This is a genomic window from Pseudomonas sp. CDFA 610, assembly GCF_021147865.1.
In the GTDB taxonomy this organism is placed as follows: Bacteria; Pseudomonadota; Gammaproteobacteria; order Pseudomonadales; family Pseudomonadaceae; genus Aquipseudomonas; species Aquipseudomonas alliivorans.
On record NZ_JAGTPM010000008.1, the window covers coordinates 299203 to 317082 of the forward strand.

Consider the following 17880-nt stretch of genomic DNA (forward strand, 5'->3'; position numbering starts at 1 on the left):
ATCCAATGGCTTGCGAAAGGCGAGGCGTACGATGAGCAAAGAAGTACTGCTGGTTGTTGAGTCGGTGTCCAATGAAAAGGGCGTTCCGGCAGGTGTAATTTTCGAAGCACTGGAGCTGGCGCTTGCCACGGCTACCAAGAAGCGTTTTGAAGATGAAGTTGAACTGCGTGTGGAAATCAACCGTCACACGGGTAACTACGAGACTTTCCGTCGCTGGACAGTGGTCGAAGACGAAGATCTGGACGATCCGGCTTACGAGTTGGCAGTTGATCAGGCCCAGGCCAAAAAGCCGGGCGCCGTTGCTGGTGATCTGATCGAAGAGAAAATCGACTCCATCGAGTTCGGCCGCATTGCCGCACAGACCGCCAAGCAAGTCATTGTGCAGAAGGTTCGTGAGGCTGAGCGCGCTCAGGTTGTCGACGCCTATCGCGAGCGCCTGGGCGAAATTATTTCCGGTACTGTCAAAAAGGTTACGCGTGACAATGTCATCGTTGACCTTGGCAACAATGCCGAAGCACTGCTGGCTCGTGAAGACATCATCTCCCGGGAAACTTTCCGGGTCGGTGTTCGCGTTCGGGCGCTGCTCAAGGAAATCCGCACCGAAAACCGTGGCCCTCAGCTGATCCTGTCGCGTACTGCGCCAGAGATGCTGATCGAGCTTTTCCGTATCGAAGTACCGGAAATTGCCGAAGGTCTGATCGAGGTGATGGCTGCCTCCCGTGACCCGGGTTCGCGTGCAAAAATCGCTGTTCGCTCCAAGGACAAACGAATCGATCCACAAGGCGCCTGCATCGGCATGCGTGGTTCGCGAGTTCAGGCCGTTTCCGGCGAGCTGGGTGGCGAGCGTGTGGATATCGTGCTTTGGGACGATAACCCGGCACAGTTTGTGATCAACGCAATGTCCCCTGCTGAAGTAGCGGCAATCATCGTAGATGAAGATGCGCATGCAATGGATATCGCTGTTGGCGCGGACAACCTGGCCCAGGCGATTGGTCGTGGCGGTCAGAACGTGCGTCTGGCAAGTCAGTTGACTGGCTGGACCCTGAACGTAATGACCGAATCGGACATCCAGGCCAAGCAGCAAGCTGAAACCGGCGACATCCTGCGCAATTTCATCGAAGAGCTGGAAGTCGATGAAGAACTGGCACAGGTTCTGGTTGATGAAGGCTTTACCAGCCTGGAAGAGATTGCCTACGTACCGTTGGAAGAAATGCTCAACATCGACGGCTTTGACGAAGATATCGTCAACGAGCTTCGCGCTCGTGCCAAGGATCGATTGTTGACTAAAGCCATCGCTACTGAGGAAAAGCTGGCAGACGCCCATCCGGCCGAAGACCTGCTCTCGCTTGAGGGTATGGACAAGGATTTGGCGATGGAACTGGCGGTGCGCGGCGTAGTTACCCGCGAAGACCTGGCCGAGCAGTCTATAGATGACCTGCTCGACATCGACGGCATTGACGATGATCGTGCCGGCAAGTTGATCATGGCCGCCCGAGCCCATTGGTTCGAGTAAGTAGGCGCGGCCTGAGGAGAGAAGTGCATGACGCAAGTCACGGTGAAAGAACTGGCCAAAGTGGTCGACACACCGGTAGAGCGCCTGTTACAGCAGATGCGTGAGGCAGGTCTGCCGCACACCGCCGCCGAGCAAGTTGTGACCGATAACGAAAAACAAGCCCTGTTGACGCATTTGAAAAGCGGTCACAAGGCCAAGGTGGAAGAGCCGCGCAAGATCACTTTGCAGCGCAAGACCACCAGCACACTGCGCGTTGCTGGCAGCAAGAGCATCAGCGTTGAAGTGCGCAAGAAGAAAGTCTTCGTACAGCGCAGCCCGGAAGAAATCGAAGCCGAGCGCAAGCGTGAGATGGACGAGCGCCGTGCGGTAGAAAATGCCGCACGTCAAAAGGCTGAAGAAGAAGCCAAGCGTCGCGCAGAAGAAGCGCCGCGCCAGCCTGCTGCACAGACTGCCGAGCAACCTGCACCCGCAGCTGCTCAGCCTGTTGCCGCTGCCGAGCCTGCGCGTGAAGCGCCGGCGGCTCCTGCTCCGGCTCATCCGAACGCGACGCCGACCGTTGAAGTCCGCAAGCGTGACGACCAGCGTCGCCCGGACAAGCCGCGCGCCGACGATCGTAACGCCCGTGGTGGCGACGGCGAGCGCAAGAACGCGCCTCATCGCGCTTCGGTCAAAGAGAAGGCACCGGCTCCACGCGTTGCGCCTCGCACTACCGATGAAGAAAGCGATGGTTTCCGTCGTGGCGGCCGTGGCAAGTCCAAGCTGAAGAAGCGCAATGCACACGGTTTCCAGAGCCCTACCGGCCCTGTGGTTCGTGACGTTGCCATCGGCGAGACCATCACTGTCGGCGAATTGTCCGCACAGATGTCGGTCAAGGCTGCTGAAGTCATCAAGTTCATGTTCAAGATGGGCACTCCAGTGACCATCAACCAGGTACTGGATCAGGAAACTGCCCAGTTGATCGCCGAAGAGCTGGGCCACAAGGTCACACTGGTCAGCGACAACGCCCTGGAAGATTCCCTGGCTGAATCGCTGAAGTTCGAAGGCGAGACGTTCTCCCGTGCACCTGTCGTGACCGTAATGGGCCACGTTGACCACGGTAAGACTTCTCTGCTCGACTACATTCGTCGTGCCAAGGTTGCTGCTGGCGAAGCCGGTGGCATCACCCAGCACATCGGCGCCTACCACGTTGAAACCGAACGCGGCATGGTGACTTTCCTCGACACCCCTGGTCACGCTGCGTTTACCGCAATGCGTGCCCGTGGTGCCAAGGCGACCGACATCGTGATCCTCGTGGTTGCGGCGGACGACGGCGTAATGCCACAGACCATCGAAGCGGTTCAGCATGCTGTTGCTGCTGGCGTGCCTCTGGTGGTTGCGGTGAACAAGATCGACAAGCCGGGCGCAGATCTTGATCGCATCCGTAGCGAGTTGTCGGTTCATGGCGTTACGTCAGAAGAGTGGGGCGGTGATACGCCTTTCGTACCGGTCTCCGCGAAGATGGGTACCGGCGTCGACGAACTGCTCGAAGCTGTCCTGCTGCAGGCTGAAGTTCTGGAACTCAAGGCAACACCGTCGGCTCCTGGCCGTGGTGTGGTTGTCGAGTCCCGTCTGGACAAGGGCCGTGGCCCGGTTGCGACGGTTCTGGTTCAGGACGGTACGCTGCGTCAGGGCGACATGGTTCTGGTCGGTTCGAACTTCGGTCGTATCCGCGCCATGCTCGACGAGAACGGCAAGCCGGTCAAAGAAGCAGGTCCTTCGATTCCGGTCGAAATCCTGGGTCTTGATGGCACACCGGACGCTGGCGACGAGATGTCTGTACTGGCTGACGAGAAGAAAGCCCGTGAAGTCGCTCTGTTCCGCCAAGGCAAGTTCCGCGAGGTCAAACTGGCTCGCGCTCATGCCGGCAAGCTCGAAAATATCTTCGAGAACATGGGGCAGGAAGAGAAGAAGACGCTCAACATCGTCCTCAAATCCGATGTCCGTGGTTCTCTGGAAGCATTGCAGGGCGCCCTTGGCGGCCTGGGTAACGATGAAGTGCAAGTGCGCGTAGTCGGTGGCGGTGTCGGTGGTATCACCGAGAGCGACGCCAACCTGGCGCTGGCCTCCAACGCTGTACTGTTCGGCTTCAATGTGCGTGCCGATGCCGGCGCTCGCAAGATTGTCGAGCAGGAAGGTCTGGACATGCGTTACTACAACGTGATCTACGACATCATCGAAGACGTCAAGAAGGCCCTTACCGGCATGCTTGGCAGCGACGTCCGGGAGAACATCCTGGGTATTGCCGAAGTCCGCGATGTGTTCCGTTCGCCGAAATTCGGCGCGATCGCAGGTTGTATGGTGCTGGAAGGCGTTGTTCACCGTAACCGTCCGATCCGTGTACTGCGTGACGACATCGTTATCTTTGAAGGCGAGCTGGAATCCCTGCGCCGCTTCAAGGACGACGCTGCCGAAGTCCGTGCCGGCATGGAATGCGGTATCGGCGTCAAGAGCTACAACGACGTCAAGGTCGGTGACAAGATCGAAGTCTTCGAGAAGGTCCAAGTGGCTCGCAGCCTCTAAATCGCGAGCTTCAGGAGCCATGGTGAAACATCGCATGCAAATGCCGCTGTCTTCATCATGGGCTCTCAACGCAACGCCCGGTCTGGCATTTGTCAGGCCGGGCGTTTGCCGCTTTCAGACTGTCAGGGTTTGGTCCCGGATCAGTAACAGGTAACAAACATGGCAAAAGAATATAGCCGCACCCAACGTATCGGCGATCAGATGCAGCGTGAGCTGGCGCAACTGATCCGTCGCGAAATCAAGGACCCTCGTGTGGGTCTGGTCACTATCACCGCTGTCGATGTCAGCCGCGACGTGGGTCATGCCAAGATTTTCATGACCGTCATGGGTCAGGACAGCGCTGAGGAAATCGCACAGAGCATCAAGGTGCTCAACTCTGCTGCAGGTTTCCTGCGCATGCAGCTGGCGCGCGAGATGAAGCTGCGCAGCGTGCCGCAGTTGCACTTCCACTACGACGAAAGCGTCGTGCGTGGCGCTCACCTCTCGGCATTGATCGAGCGGGCCGTGGCCGAAGACGGGCAGCATCAGGAAGGTTCTGCGCCACAAGGCGTCAAGCCTGAAAGTACCGAGGAGTAAAGGGTGGCTCAGGTCAAGCGTATACGCCGCAATGTCAGCGGGATCATCCTGCTCGACAAACCGCTGGGTTTTACGTCCAATGCGGCCTTGCAGAAGGTTCGCTGGTTGCTCAATGCCGAGAAGGCCGGTCACACCGGCAGCCTCGATCCGCTGGCAACGGGTGTACTGCCCTTGTGCTTCGGCGAGGCCACCAAGTTCTCGCAATACCTCCTCGATTCGGACAAGTCCTACGAAACCCTGATGCAACTCGGCAAGACCACGACCACGGGAGACTCCGAAGGCGATGTCTTGCTGACGCGTCCCGTGACCGTTGGTCGTGACGATATCGAAGCCGCATTGCCCGCTTTTCGCGGACAAATCAGCCAGATACCGCCGATGTACTCTGCCCTCAAGCGGGACGGACAGCCTCTTTACAAGCTGGCACGTGCAGGGGAAGTAGTGGAGCGCGAGCCCCGTTCTGTTACTATTGCGTGCTTGGAATTGCTTGCCTGCGAAGGCGACACGGCACGTCTGTCGGTCGATTGCAGCAAAGGCACCTATATCCGGACTCTGGTCGAGGATATCGGTGAGCAGCTCGGTTGTGGTGCCTACGTCGCAGAGCTGCGTCGTACGCAGGCCGGACCGTTCAGTCTGGCCCAGACGGTCACGCTGGAAGAGCTTGAGCAGGTTCACGCCGACGGCGGCAATGAGGCGGTTGACCGCTTCCTGATGCCCTCGGACAGTGGCTTGCTGGACTGGCCGCTGCTGAAGTTTTCGGAGCACAGTTCGTTTTACTGGTTGCATGGTCAGCCAGTAAGAGCACCGGACGCGCCAAAGTTCGGCATGGTGCGGGTGCAGGATCATGAAGGTCGCTTCATCGGTATCGGTGAAGTCAGTGAAGACGGGCGTATTGCGCCGCGTCGATTGATTCGGTCAGAGTGACCGGAACCCTCCCATCGGCAGGCTTGCCTGCAGATGGGAGGGAGCGAGGATGGCTGTCAACAGGCACGGTCAAGCCTCTTTTTTTAATACGAGGATCTGTCCTCGGCCTGTTGGAAACGTTTCTTCGGAAGCGGTTCCTTGAATGGAAGGATTGCCCACATGGCACTCAGCGTTGAAGAAAAAGCTCAGATCGTAACCGACTACCAGCAAGCTGTTGGTGATACTGGTTCGCCAGAAGTGCAAGTTGCACTGCTGACCGCCAACATCAACAAACTGCAAGGCCACTTCAAGGCCAACGGTAAGGACCACCACTCGCGTCGTGGTCTGATCCGTATGGTAAACCAGCGCCGCAAGCTGCTGGATTACCTGAAAGGTAAGGACGTTAGCCGTTACAGCGCCCTGATCGGTCGTCTGGGTCTGCGTCGCTAATAACGACGTTGCTAGAGGTTGGTTGTCTGTCGCGAATCATCGGGTTTACCCGGTGGTTCGGGCAGGCTCCCAGCCTCAAGTTTTATCTGGACTGTGGAAGGGGCCGATTCCCCTCACTGCCCAAGAATTCGCAAGAAACCAGTTCCCCAAGAGCCACAAAGAAAGGTAGGAAACCGTGAACCCGGTAATCAAGAAGTTTCAGTTCGGTCAATCGACCGTAACCCTCGAGACAGGCCGTATCGCCCGTCAGGCCTCCGGCGCAGTATTGGTCACCGTTGACGACGACGTCAGCGTGTTGGTGACTGTTGTCGGCGCCAAGCAAGCCGATGCCAGCAAAGGCTTCTTCCCTCTGTCTGTGCACTATCAGGAAAAGACCTACGCTGCCGGCAAAATTCCTGGCGGTTTCTTCAAGCGTGAAGGCCGTCCTTCCGAGAAAGAAACCCTCACCTCGCGTCTGATCGATCGCCCGATCCGCCCACTGTTCCCTGAAGGCTTCATGAACGAAGTGCAGGTTGTCTGCACCGTCGTTTCCACCAGCAAGAAAACCGATCCGGACATCGCTGCGATGATCGGTACATCGGCTGCCCTGGCGATCTCCGGCATTCCGTTCGACGGCCCGGTCGGCGCTGCGCGCGTTGCTTTCCACGAAAGCACCGGCTACCTGCTGAACCCGACTTACGAGCAGCTTCAGGCGTCGAGCCTGGACATGGTCGTCGCCGGTACTTCCGAGGCCGTTCTGATGGTGGAATCGGAAGCCAAGGAACTGACCGAAGACCAGATGCTGGGCGCTGTGCTGTTCGCACACGACGAGTTCCAGGTTGTGATCAATGCCGTCAAGGAGCTGGCTGCCGAAGCCGCCAAGCCTACCTGGACCTGGCAGCCAAAGCCTGAAGCGACCGCATTGCTGGGTGCGATCCGTGCCGAGTTCGGCGAAGCGATCTCCCAGGCTTACACCATCACCATCAAGGCCGACCGTTACGCGCGTCTGGGCGAGCTGCGTGAGCAGATCGTCGCCAAGCTGGCTGTCGAAGAAGGCAGCCCGTCTGCAAGCGAAGTCAAAGCCGCTTTCGGTGAAATCGAATACCGCACCGTTCGCGAAAACATCGTCAACGGCAAGCCGCGTATCGATGGCCGTGACACCCGCACCGTCCGTCCTCTGAACATCGAAGTCGGCGTTCTGCCGAAGACCCACGGTTCGGCACTGTTCACCCGTGGCGAAACTCAGGCGCTGGTCGTTGCCACGCTGGGTACCGCGCGTGATGCACAACTGCTCGATACGCTTGAAGGCGAGAAGAAAGACCCCTTCATGCTGCACTACAACTTCCCTCCGTTCTCGGTGGGCGAGTGCGGTCGCATGGGTGGCGCAGGCCGTCGCGAAATCGGTCACGGCCGTCTGGCACGCCGCAGCGTACAGGCCATGCTGCCGGGCGCTGATGTGTTCCCTTACACCATTCGTGTGGTATCGGAAATCACTGAGTCCAACGGCTCCAGCTCCATGGCTTCGGTCTGCGGTGCATCCCTGGCACTGATGGACGCCGGCGTGCCGATGAAGGCGCCGGTTGCCGGTATCGCCATGGGTCTGGTCAAGGAAGGCGAGAAGTTCGCCGTTCTGACTGACATCTTGGGTGACGAAGACCACCTCGGCGACATGGACTTCAAAGTAGCCGGTACCGCCAAAGGTGTGACCGCGCTGCAGATGGACATCAAGATCAAGGGCATCACCGAAGAGATCATGGAGATCGCCCTGGGCCAGGCCCTGGAAGCTCGCCTGAACATCCTCGGTCAGATGAACCAGATCATCGGTCAGTCGCGTACCGAACTGTCGGCCAACGCTCCGACCATGATCGCCATGAAGATCGATACCGACAAGATTCGTGACGTCATCGGTAAAGGCGGCGCCACCATCCGTGCAATCTGTGAAGAGACCAAGGCTTCGATCGATATCGAAGACGACGGCTCGATCAAGATCTTCGGTGAATCCAAGGAAGCGGCTGAGGCAGCTCGTCAGCGTGTTCTGGGTATCACAGCAGAAGCGGAAATCGGCAAGATCTATGTCGGCAAGGTTGAGCGCATCGTCGATTTCGGCGCATTCGTTAATATCCTGCCTGGCAAGGATGGTCTGGTTCACATCTCCATGTTGAGCGATGCTCGCGTTGAGAAAGTGACCGACATCCTGAAAGAAGGTCAGGAAGTTGAAGTACTGGTACTGGACGTGGACAACCGCGGCCGTATCAAACTGTCGATCAAGGACGTCGCCGCTGCGAAAGCATCTGGCGTCTGATTGATCAGGCAGCATTGAAAAAGGACCCTTCGGGGTCCTTTTTTTATGAGCGCAATTAATGGCTTATGAGGCCGTGCTGCATACAGCATGATGCAAACATGCATCTTGCATGCGTAAAACGAGAGGAAGCGGGCAAACTGCACGATTACGTAAAAGTGATGAATTTTTAACTCGTTGATTTTATTGGTTTTATCTCGAGTTTGCGTATTGGCACAGCACTTGCGATATACCTGATAACCCTGCAGCCACATGCTGGCGCAGATTTTGAGAAAAACAGGAGTTATCGTATGAAGAAGTTCGTTATCGCTGCTGCTACCGCTACTACCCTGACTCTGACCATGGCTGGCGCTGCTTTCGCACAGACCGCTGTTCAATCTCCAATGGTTCTGGCAGCCAACACCACCACTCAAGAAGTCAAAGAAGACACCTCTGACACCTGGATCACCACCAAAGTCAAAGCCGACCTGCTGACTGAAAAAGGCATCCCGGGTTCGGACATCAAGGTTGAGACCAACAAAGGCGTGGTTTCCCTGTCCTCGACAGTTGCTGTGACCGACAGCCAGAAAAAAATGGCTGTTGATATCACCAAGAAAATCAAAGGCGTGAAAGACGTTTCCGCCGCTGGCCTGAAAGCTGAGTAATCAGATTCTGCCCATGAGCATCCCAGTCATCTGACCGATGGAAAGTTCATGCGAGGCTACAAGGATGTAGCCATTACAGGCCCCGGCTCTTGAGTCGGGGCCTGTTCTATTGCGGGAAAGAAAAAGCAGGAACGGATTCAGTTACCGCGTTTGCTCTGGATTTCGGTGAGTCGACCGCCCACAAAGCGCAGGTATTGGTACATGCCGTGGCTGGGTCCGTAGACCCATTCTTCAACAATGACTTCTTCGCTCTGACGGTAGTAATTCACCACTTCTTTACTGCTCACGACCTGTTGGCTGACAGGCTCGCCGCATTTTTGCTGAACCTCGAAGGTTCTATCTCCTGTGCTGACCAACTGGCTGCCGCAGCGCAAGGTCGAAGCTGCGTGCGCGTCGAGCGTGGCTGCCCCGGTCATCATGACAAGGGCCAGACAAAGCGTGGATCGAAATGGCTGTGGCAAGGTGTCTACTCGCTATCCAGATGCAATGGGCTGATAACACTGCCGTCCGCCTGCGCCTGACCCAGACGGGCATCGACGAAGTAGACGCGTTCATCTTCAAGCTTTCCTTTTTCAACCAGATAATCCTTGATGCTGCTGGCCCGATTCTGTCCGAGCTCGCGAAGCAGGACTTCATTGCCGCTCCAGAACTTGAGCATGGCAGCACGCATCTGATTGAAGCGTTCCTCCTTGCCAAGGTTTGCCCACTCAGCCGGCGGCTGTTGCTTCAGGCGAGCCCTGTAGATGCCTTCCAGCATGGGTGCCTTCTCGTCTTCCGGCACTTGCAGCAGCGCTGCCTTGGCAGGGACCTTGTCGCCACGACGTTGCAGGATCTTGTAGTAGGTCGCCTGATACTCGCGCTCCAGTCGCTGCCGGGCGATCAGCGGGCCGTCGCTACTGGCCGCGCTGGTGCCTTCGATCTCGAGCTTCAGGGTTGGACGCTCCTTGAGGGCGGCCGAGAGCTTGTCCAGGGCTTTTTGCGTGTCGGCACTCAAGTCGCTTGAGCCGGGCGCAAAACTCACGTTACCGAGGTCCTCGGAGCTGCCACCGGACACCAGACCACCCAACATCTTGAAAGGCGCCTGTGCTGCGCGTAGCACCAGGTTGCGCAAGGTTTGCCAGACAATGGGCATCACGCTGAACTGAGGGTTATTCAGGTCACCCTCTACCGGCAGTTCGATGGAGATGCGGCCCTGAGTATCCTTGAGCAGCGCGACCGCCAGCCGGATCGGCAGATCCACCGCATCCGGGCTGTCCACTTTCTCGCCCAATTGCAGTTGCTCCACCAGCACCTTGTTCTGCGCTTTCAACTGGCCGTTGGTAATCAGGTAGTGCAAGTCCAGATTAAGTCGACCCTTGCGGATCCTGAAACCGGCGAACTTGCCCGAGTAAGGCGTCAGTGTTGTCAGCTCGACACGTTTGAAGCTGGTCGCGATGTCGAGACTGGCCATCGGGTCGAACGGGTTCAGGCTGCCTTTGATCGTGACCGGTGCGTAGCGATCAACCTTGCCTTCGATATTCACTGGCGCCGGCTTTGACTGGCGGTTGTCGATGGTGCCAATGCGCCCGTTGAGCTGCTGCACGGCCGTGGAGAAGTTGGGCGTCAGCGTCAGGTCGGCAAAATTGGCCGAGCCATCCTTGATATTCACTTCACCTACGTAAATGCCCAGTGGATTCTCTTTGGGGGCTTTGGGTGTGTTTTTGGCATTGGCTTTCGACGTTGCCGTCGGCTTTCCATCTTCAGGCTGCGGAATCAGCAGGTCGTCAATGTTGGTGGTGCGGTCGTCGTTGATCATGAAGCGCGCGTAAGGCTGCAGCATGTTTACCTTGGCAATCGACAGGCTGGCGCCGTGCTGATAGTCCAGACCCTCCAGATCAAGCTTCTCCCACTTGAGGAAATCGCGCTGTTTGAGGGTATCAAGCGTATGGAGCTGACTGACCTGTGCTTTGCCGGTCACGCTGAATGCCAGCGGCTCGGTACTTTTCAGGTTCACTGCCAGATCGCTGCCCAGCATGCCACTGCGCATTTCAAGCTTGATGAACGGATTGATATAGGACTGGGCCAGTCGCAGATCGATATCACGGGTAGTGACATTCAACCGCGCAGTGACGGGATTGAGATTGACCTCGCCAGCCGCAGTCAGATTGCCTTGTTTGCCCACGCCGGTGTCGAGCTTGAGGGTGAAAGGCGACGTATTGAGGCTGTCGAAGTTCTGCACATCCAGATTCAGCGGGCCGACATCCAGAAGTACAGGCTCCGTGGGCACTCGGTCCGCCAGATGGACCTGGTAATTGCGAAGCTGCACATCGCGCAGCACCACTTGCCATGGTTTTCCAGGCTTGCCTGAACTGGCTGTCGCCTTGGCCGAAGCATCGGTGACCGGCGCAGGTTCTGCGGCTTTCTCATCGACTGGCGGTTTCTTAGGTGCGGCGGGTTTGTCAGGCTTGCTGGCAAACAGCTTCTGCCAGTCCAGTTGACCGTCCGCTTCACGGGCTGCCCAGGTTTCCAGCCCCTGACTGCGGATCTTGCCGACATTGACGTGTTGTCTGGCCAGATCGACCGTCGTTTCGCTGACATCCAGACGCTTGAGGCGCATAAGTGGACGGCCGTCGGGTGCATTGAGCCCGAATGGCGCGACACTGGCCGAGAGGTTGGTCAGCTTGAGTTCGGTGTCCTTGGACAGATCAAGTGTGTAAGCGGTACTGAAATTCAGCACGCCGTCCTGAAGCGCCAAGGGAAGCGCGTCACGGACGTAAGGCCACCAGAGTTTCATCTTGCCGTCGGTGACTTTCAAAGTGCCTTCGGAGGTGATCGGCACAATGCTGATACGGCCTACCCAGTCGATTTGCCCGCCATCAGGGCCTGCCGCAACCAACGTCATGTCAGCATTGTCTTCGGGCAGGGTGCTGAGGTTCTTCAATTCGAAGTTCAGCTTGTCGTAAAGAAACTCGATGGGTTCGCTGGGGCGCAGGTCGCGGAAATGCAGATAACCGTCAGCCAGCCTGATTTCGTCGATACGCAGCGGAAACGGCTTGCCCGGTGCCTCGTCCTTGACGGTCTCGCTCGCCGGAAACGTGAAAAGTTGCGCCAGATTCAGCTTGCCCTGCTTGTCGAACAGCAGTTCAGTCTTGGGCTGGAGCAATTCAACGCGTTGCAGGTGCAGAGCGCGGGTCCAGAGGCTGTCGAACTGAAGATTGGCGTAAAGCTTTTCGAAGGCGATCTGCTCCTGGCCAGGCGTGCCAATGTTCAGGCCCCACAGGGTCAGCTCGAGTGTGTAAGGGTTGAACTCCAGACGCTCGATCTTTGCAGGTGCCGTCGAATAGTTCGCCAGTTGCTGGTTCGCGACTCGCAAGGCGATCCCCGGAAGGATGAAAAACCCCAACAAGCTGTAGAGCACGACCACGCTCAGCAGTGAGCCAAACGTGATTTTCAATCCTCTGGACATGGGTTAAGGCGTCTCGCTGTTTCGGAGGTCCTTGGAGTATGGCATGCCTGTTCGGTTCCCAAGCCAATGCCAACCTTGCTCGTAGGAAGTTTCTGGTATTCCGGCGACCTAGAATTGCAGGATCAAGGTTTTCAGAGGCGGCTGGTTATCCATGGAAGGAAAATCCTCGGCAGGCTTCATGACCTGCCACTCACGTACCGGTCGACCCGCCTTGGTAGCGCAGCGCAGCACCTGTTCGCGCCAGTCTTCCATGCTGACCTTCGCCAGGTTGTTGCAGCAGATGAGCACGCCGTCGTCTGCGGTGCTCAATAGCGCAGGCTTGAGCAGGCTCTGGTAGTCGCGCAGCAGGTCGACGGTGCCGAACGCGCTCTTGGCCCAGGCAGGCGGATCCAGAAGCACCATGTCGTACTGACGCGGCTGCAGCTTGATGTAATCCGGCAGTTTCTGACTGCGTCGAGCCGACACCGGAAGACCGGCCAATTGGCGGATGGCCGGGAAGTAGTCGGACTGGATGAACTGCATGGTCGGCAGTTGCGGATTCAACGCACCGTTTTCGCGGCCGACGGCCAGATTGCCCTCGGCAAAGTCCAGATTACACACCTCGCTGGCGCCACCGGCCGCCGCGCTCAGGCCGACGCCGCAGGTGTAGGCAAACAGGTTCAGGACACTCTTGCCGGCGCTGTGCTGTTTGACCCAGCCACGTGTGTTGCGCAGGTCGAGAAACAGCAGCGGATCCTGTCCGGCATGGCGACCCCGAACCCGATAATTCAAGCCCCACTCGTGACCGACCTGATCTGCAAGCGAGAGGTCATCGGCCTTGTAGACGGCGTCCTGACGATCAATGCGCGAGTTGCCCTGCGAACGATCGTTGTAGACCAGCAGGGTTTCCAGCCCCAGATGACGGTTGACCTGTGCATGCAGCTCAAGCAGCGATTCACGTTCAAGCGCGGTGTGAAAGCTCTGCACGAGCAGTTGCGGGCCATAGCGGTCGATGGTCAGGCCGCTCGCACCCTCTTGGCTGCCATGGAACAGGCGATAACAATCAGTGCCTTGCTCGTGCAACTCATCGAAAAGGCGCTGACGATTATCGAGGGCGACGCTGAGCGCCTGATTCAGGGAAGACATACGACGCGCCTCGGGCTGGATGGAATGAGGCGCGGGAGTTTAACAGTTACTGGCAGGCTGGAGACGCATCGCTTGAAATGCCGCGCTTGCGTCTCACAGCAGACATCTTTTCGTGGAAGGCGGCGCGACGGCGCTGTGTCAAAGACGTGGCGAGCCCCTCTATCAAACTGCATTTCTTCAGGGTGTACGCGGCGCTTATCGAGCCAGCGCCAGCGCCACACCCTGACCGCCACCAATGCAAAGGGTCGCCAGGCCTTTTTTGGCGTCGCGCTTGATCATTTCGTGCAGCAGCGTGACCAGCACGCGGCAGCCTGATGCACCGATGGGATGGCCAATGGCGATGGCGCCGCCGTTGACGTTGAGCTTTGCCGGATCAAGCCCCAGCTCCTTGCCGACCGACAGCGACTGCGCGGCGAAGGCCTCGTTGGCTTCGATCAGGTCCAGTTGCTCAAGTGTCCAGCCTGCCTTGTCGAGGCAGCGGCGGGTGGCGCTGACCGGGCCGATGCCCATGATGGCCGGGTCTACGCCAGCGTTGGCGTAACCTGCAATTCGTGCCAGCACGGGTAGGCCCAATTGTTCAGCCTTGGCGGCGCTCATCAGCATGACTGCCGCAGCGCCATCGTTCAGCGAGGACGCATTACCGGCGGTTACCGTGCCGTCCTTCTTGAACGCAGGCTTGAGCTTGGCCAGTGCTTCGGCGGTGGTGCCTGCGCGCGGTTGCTCATCGGTGGCGAAAGACAGCGGATCGCCTTTACGCTGCGGAATCAGGATCGGGGTGATTTCATCGACAAAGCGCCCGCCCTCGATGGCAGCAATCGCTTTCTGCTGGGATGATGCGGCGAAAGCATCCTGCGCCTCGCGGCTGATTTCGTACTTTTCGGCCAGATTCTCGGCGGTAATGCCCATGTGATAGTCGTTGAAGGCGTCCCACAGGCCATCGCTGATCATGGTGTCGATCATCGTGGCGTGCCCCATGCGCAGACCGGTTCGTGCGCCGGGCAGGACGTAATTGGCCAGGCTCATGTTTTCCTGGCCGCCGGCAATGATGATTTCAGCGTCGCCACAGCGGATGGCCTGGGTCGCCAGATGCAATGCCTTGAGGCCCGAGCCGCAGACCTTGTTCAGGGTCATGGCCGGCACGGCGAAGGGCAGGCCGGCCTTGATGGCCGCCTGACGGGCCGGGTTCTGACCGGCACCGGCAGTGAGCACCTGGCCCATGATGACCTCATCGACCTGCGCACCGTCCACACCGGTCTGTTCCAGAAGCCGACGAATGACCGCAGCGCCGAGATCGACGGCGGGGACAGTGGCCAGAGAGCCCTGGAAACTGCCCACGGCAGTGCGGGTGGCGGCAACGATAACGACGTCTTGCATGGTGCGGATCCTCATTGTTTTTGGATGGCGGCCGATCGGTCGTGGCTGCCGTGATCACGTGGCTCATGGTGTCACAGATGGGGGTCAATCTTCCAACTGCGAACCCGCCGGTCACTTTTCGCCTCGATCAAAGACCCATTCGTCGCCTTGCCCTGTGAGACGAGCCATCTCGCACTGCCCAGCGCAAAACAGATGCGCAGCGGTTGACTCCTGAACGGATCATCTTTCGTTTCGACGGTCCTTGGGCAACATTCAGCATGTCACTGGCCCATGTCGGCAGCAGCTCGATTCCGGCCTGCATCATCAGTACGCCGAAAGGCTTGGCCAGCCAGTTAGGCGCGGGGGCGTCCAGTAGCAGTCGCAGCACTTCCCTGCTGCGCTCGTCGCACACAAGGTCCTTACGAACGCTGGCCAGATAGTCGGCAATCGCTTGGCGTGAGCGCGGCACGTCCCGAGCTCCAAGCCGCTCGGCAACCAAAGCGGTTTCGGCGTAGTAGGTGTCCTGATCGGCCGTTGAAAGCAGCGGATTGACGTAGCGCAGGTGCGCCGCCATGAAACTGCTGACTTCGGCCACATGCACCCACGTCAGCAGAACCGGGTCACTGGCTGCGTAGGGTCTGCCGTCGGGTGCGGTACCGATGATTTGCAGGTGAATGGTGCGCACTTTCTCGATCAGCCAGTTGGCGTCCCGGGTCGAGCCAAAGGTCGTACCCGACAGAAACTGCCCTGTGCGCCGCAGACGACCGAGCATGTCATCGCGAAAATTGGAGTGGTCCCAGATGCCGGCCAGCGCCAGTGGGTGCAGCGCCTGCAACATCAGTGCGCTGATGCCGCCGACCAGCATGCTGGTGAAGTCGCTGTGCACCTTCCAGCAGACAGCCTGCGGGCCGAAAAGACCTGGGTCGCCCTTGGGGTTTTCCAGGTCCAGCTGGCCCAGTGAAAGGCCGGTCAGATTGATCACCTGAGCTTCAATACGACTGCGAATGAATTCCATGTTCCCTCAGGACTAATACTGCATGCGCGGCGCTGACCATGCCTTGTGCGCTTCAGCGATTCAAGCGTTTGTCGATCAGATCCTCAACCACGCCCGGATCTGCCAGGGTTGACGTGTCACCCAGGCTGTCGAGTTCGTTGCAGGCGATCTTGCGCAGGATGCGGCGCATGATCTTGCCCGAGCGGGTTTTCGGCAGCGCTGATGCCCATTGCACATGATCGGGTTTGGCGAAACTGCCAATCTCCTTGCTGACGTGGCCGAGCAATTCCCTTTTCAGATCGTCACTGGGGGCGATCCCGTTGATGGGCGTGACAAAGGCATAGATGCCCATGCCTTTGACATCATGTGGATAACCCACCACCGCGGCTTCGGCGATATTGTCATGCAGCACCAGCGCGCTTTCGACCTCGGCAGTGCCGATGCGATGCCCGGAGACGTTGATCACATCGTCCACGCGGCCAGTGATCCAATAATCGCCGTCTTCGTCACGCCGAGCGCCGTCACCCGTGAAGTAGTAACCGGGGAAGGGTTTGAAATAAGTGTCGATCATGCGTTGCGGATCGCCGTACACACTGCGAATCTGCCCCGGCCAACTGGCTTTCATCGCCAGCAGGCCGCTGCCGGGGCCCTCGATTTCCTTGCCTTGCTCGTCGAGCAGCACAGGTTGTACGCCAAACAGGGGGGCTGTGGCGCAACCGGGCTTTATCCGGCTGAAACCGGTGAGTGGCGTCAGCATGATGCCGCCGGTTTCGGTCTGCCACCAGGTATCGACGATGGGGCAACGCTGTTTGCCGACCTGATGGAAATACCATTCCCACGCTTCGGGATTGATCGGCTCGCCGACGCTGCCCAGCAGTCGCAGACTTTCGCGGGATGATCCTTGCAGCGGCCCTGTGCCCTCACGCATCAACGCGCGCAAGGCCGTGGGCGCGGTGTAGAAAATGTTGACCTGGTGCTTGTCGATAACCTGCCAGAAGCGCGACGCGTCGGGGTAGTTGGGAACGCCCTCGAACATCAGCGTGGTCGCGCCATTGGCCAACGGTCCGTAGACGATGTAGCTGTGCCCGGTGACCCAGCCGACATCCGCGGTGCACCAGAATACTTCGCCGTCCCGGTAATCGAACACGACCTTGTGCGTCATGGCCGCCTGTAACAGATAGCCGCCAGTGGTATGCAGCACGCCTTTGGGTTTGCCGGTGCTGCCGGAGGTATACAGAATGAACAGAGGATCTTCGGCATCCATCTGTTCCGGCGGACAGTCATGGTCAACACCATGAATTGCTTCGTGGTACCAGATGTCACGGTTTTTGACCCAGTCGATCTCGCCTTGGGTGCGCTCGACAACCAGCACGGTGCTGACATCGGGACAGCTTTGCAGCGCTTGATCTACATTGGCCTTGAGCGGGATGTACTTGCCGCCACGAATACCTTCGTCGGCGGTGATCACGGTTCGGCAGTCGGCGTCGAGAATCCTGTCGCGCAGGGCATCGGGCGAGAAGCCGCCAAACACGACCGAATGCACCGCGCCGATGCGGGCGCAGGCCAGCATTGCGTAAGCGGCTTCGGGGATCATCGGCATGTAGATGCACACACGGTCGCCTTTTTTCACGCCGCGCATTTTCAGCACGTTCGCCAGGCGGGCAACGTGGTGATGCAGTTTCCGGTAGGTAATTTCGGCTGATTCGGAAGGGTTGTCACCCTCCCAGATAATCGCGATCTGATCGGCTCGACCCGGCAAGTGGCGGTCGATGCAATTGTGGCTGACGTTGAGCTTGCCGTCCTTGAACCAGGTGGCATGCCCTGTGGTGAGGTCAGCCTGATGCACCTGACTCCAGGGAGCCGACCAGTCGAGAAAGGTTTCGGCCTGTTCGGCCCAGAACTCATCGGGGTGATCGATCGATTGGCGGTAGAGGCGCTGATAGTCGGCTTCGCTGAGATGCGCATCTTTGCGCACTGCGTCAGCCTTGGGGAAAGCACTGATATCGAACATGACGGCTTCCTTATTCTGTGATCCACAGAAAT

General features: G+C 58.4%; 13 protein-coding genes. 7 read left to right on the forward strand and 6 right to left on the reverse strand.

All coding sequences use genetic code 11. The features are described 5' to 3' along the window. The first annotated feature begins 31 nt into the window (after positions 1 to 31). The 7 genes from nusA (at position 32) to KDX39_RS17130 (ending at position 8920) form a co-directional block, all read left to right on the forward strand. Entirely contained in the window at positions 32 to 1513 is a 1482-nt protein-coding gene (gene nusA, locus KDX39_RS17100; RefSeq protein ID WP_004879977.1) for a transcription termination factor NusA, read from the forward strand. A gap of 27 nt (positions 1514 to 1540) precedes the next feature. After that, positions 1541 to 4072, forward strand: coding sequence for a translation initiation factor IF-2 (infB, locus tag KDX39_RS17105; RefSeq protein ID WP_099226798.1), 2532 nt, complete (start codon positions 1541 to 1543; stop codon positions 4070 to 4072). 159 nt (positions 4073 to 4231) lie between these two features. Continuing rightward, positions 4232 to 4648, forward strand: coding sequence for a 30S ribosome-binding factor RbfA (rbfA, locus tag KDX39_RS17110; protein ID WP_004879974.1), 417 nt, complete (start codon positions 4232 to 4234; stop codon positions 4646 to 4648). Positions 4649 to 4651: 3 nt separating this feature from the next. After that, positions 4652 to 5569 (forward strand): tRNA pseudouridine(55) synthase TruB, encoded by a 918-nt coding sequence (gene truB / locus KDX39_RS17115; RefSeq protein ID WP_231661167.1) that lies wholly within the window; start codon positions 4652 to 4654, stop codon positions 5567 to 5569. Between the two features lie 159 nt (positions 5570 to 5728). Then, positions 5729 to 5998: a 30S ribosomal protein S15 gene (gene rpsO / locus KDX39_RS17120; protein ID WP_002555121.1), complete on the forward strand. Its 270-nt coding sequence runs from the start codon at positions 5729 to 5731 to the stop codon at positions 5996 to 5998. A 175-nt stretch (positions 5999 to 6173) separates the two neighbouring features. After that, on the forward strand, positions 6174 to 8279 hold the full coding sequence (gene pnp / locus KDX39_RS17125) for a polyribonucleotide nucleotidyltransferase (RefSeq protein ID WP_004879969.1): 2106 nt from the start codon (positions 6174 to 6176) through the stop codon (positions 8277 to 8279). A gap of 287 nt (positions 8280 to 8566) precedes the next feature. Beyond that, positions 8567 to 8920 carry a BON domain-containing protein gene (locus KDX39_RS17130; protein WP_083182391.1) on the forward strand — a complete coding sequence of 118 codons (354 nt, stop codon included), beginning with the start codon at positions 8567 to 8569 and terminating at the stop codon, positions 8918 to 8920. A gap of 137 nt (positions 8921 to 9057) precedes the next feature. Here KDX39_RS17130 and KDX39_RS17135 read toward each other — a convergent pair whose 3' ends face one another. The 6 genes from KDX39_RS17135 to acs form a co-directional block, all read right to left on the reverse strand. After that, positions 9058 to 9336, reverse strand: coding sequence for a DUF2845 domain-containing protein (locus KDX39_RS17135; RefSeq protein ID WP_231661195.1), 279 nt, complete (start codon positions 9334 to 9336; stop codon positions 9058 to 9060). Between the two features lie 50 nt (positions 9337 to 9386). Beyond that, positions 9387 to 12365 (reverse strand): DUF748 domain-containing protein, encoded by a 2979-nt coding sequence (locus KDX39_RS17140; protein WP_231661168.1) that lies wholly within the window; start codon positions 12363 to 12365, stop codon positions 9387 to 9389. 108 nt (positions 12366 to 12473) lie between these two features. Continuing rightward, positions 12474 to 13490 carry a class I SAM-dependent rRNA methyltransferase gene (locus tag KDX39_RS17145; RefSeq protein WP_210070770.1) on the reverse strand — a complete coding sequence of 339 codons (1017 nt, stop codon included), beginning with the start codon at positions 13488 to 13490 and terminating at the stop codon, positions 12474 to 12476. A gap of 195 nt (positions 13491 to 13685) precedes the next feature. Further along, positions 13686 to 14864: an acetyl-CoA C-acetyltransferase gene (locus KDX39_RS17150; RefSeq protein ID WP_231661169.1), complete on the reverse strand. Its 1179-nt coding sequence runs from the start codon at positions 14862 to 14864 to the stop codon at positions 13686 to 13688. Between the two features lie 127 nt (positions 14865 to 14991). Beyond that, entirely contained in the window at positions 14992 to 15858 is an 867-nt protein-coding gene (locus tag KDX39_RS17155; RefSeq protein ID WP_099226803.1) for an oxygenase MpaB family protein, read from the reverse strand. 52 nt (positions 15859 to 15910) lie between these two features. Continuing rightward, entirely contained in the window at positions 15911 to 17848 is a 1938-nt protein-coding gene (gene acs, locus KDX39_RS17160) for an acetate--CoA ligase (protein WP_231661170.1), read from the reverse strand. Positions 17849 to 17880 lie beyond the last annotated feature (32 nt).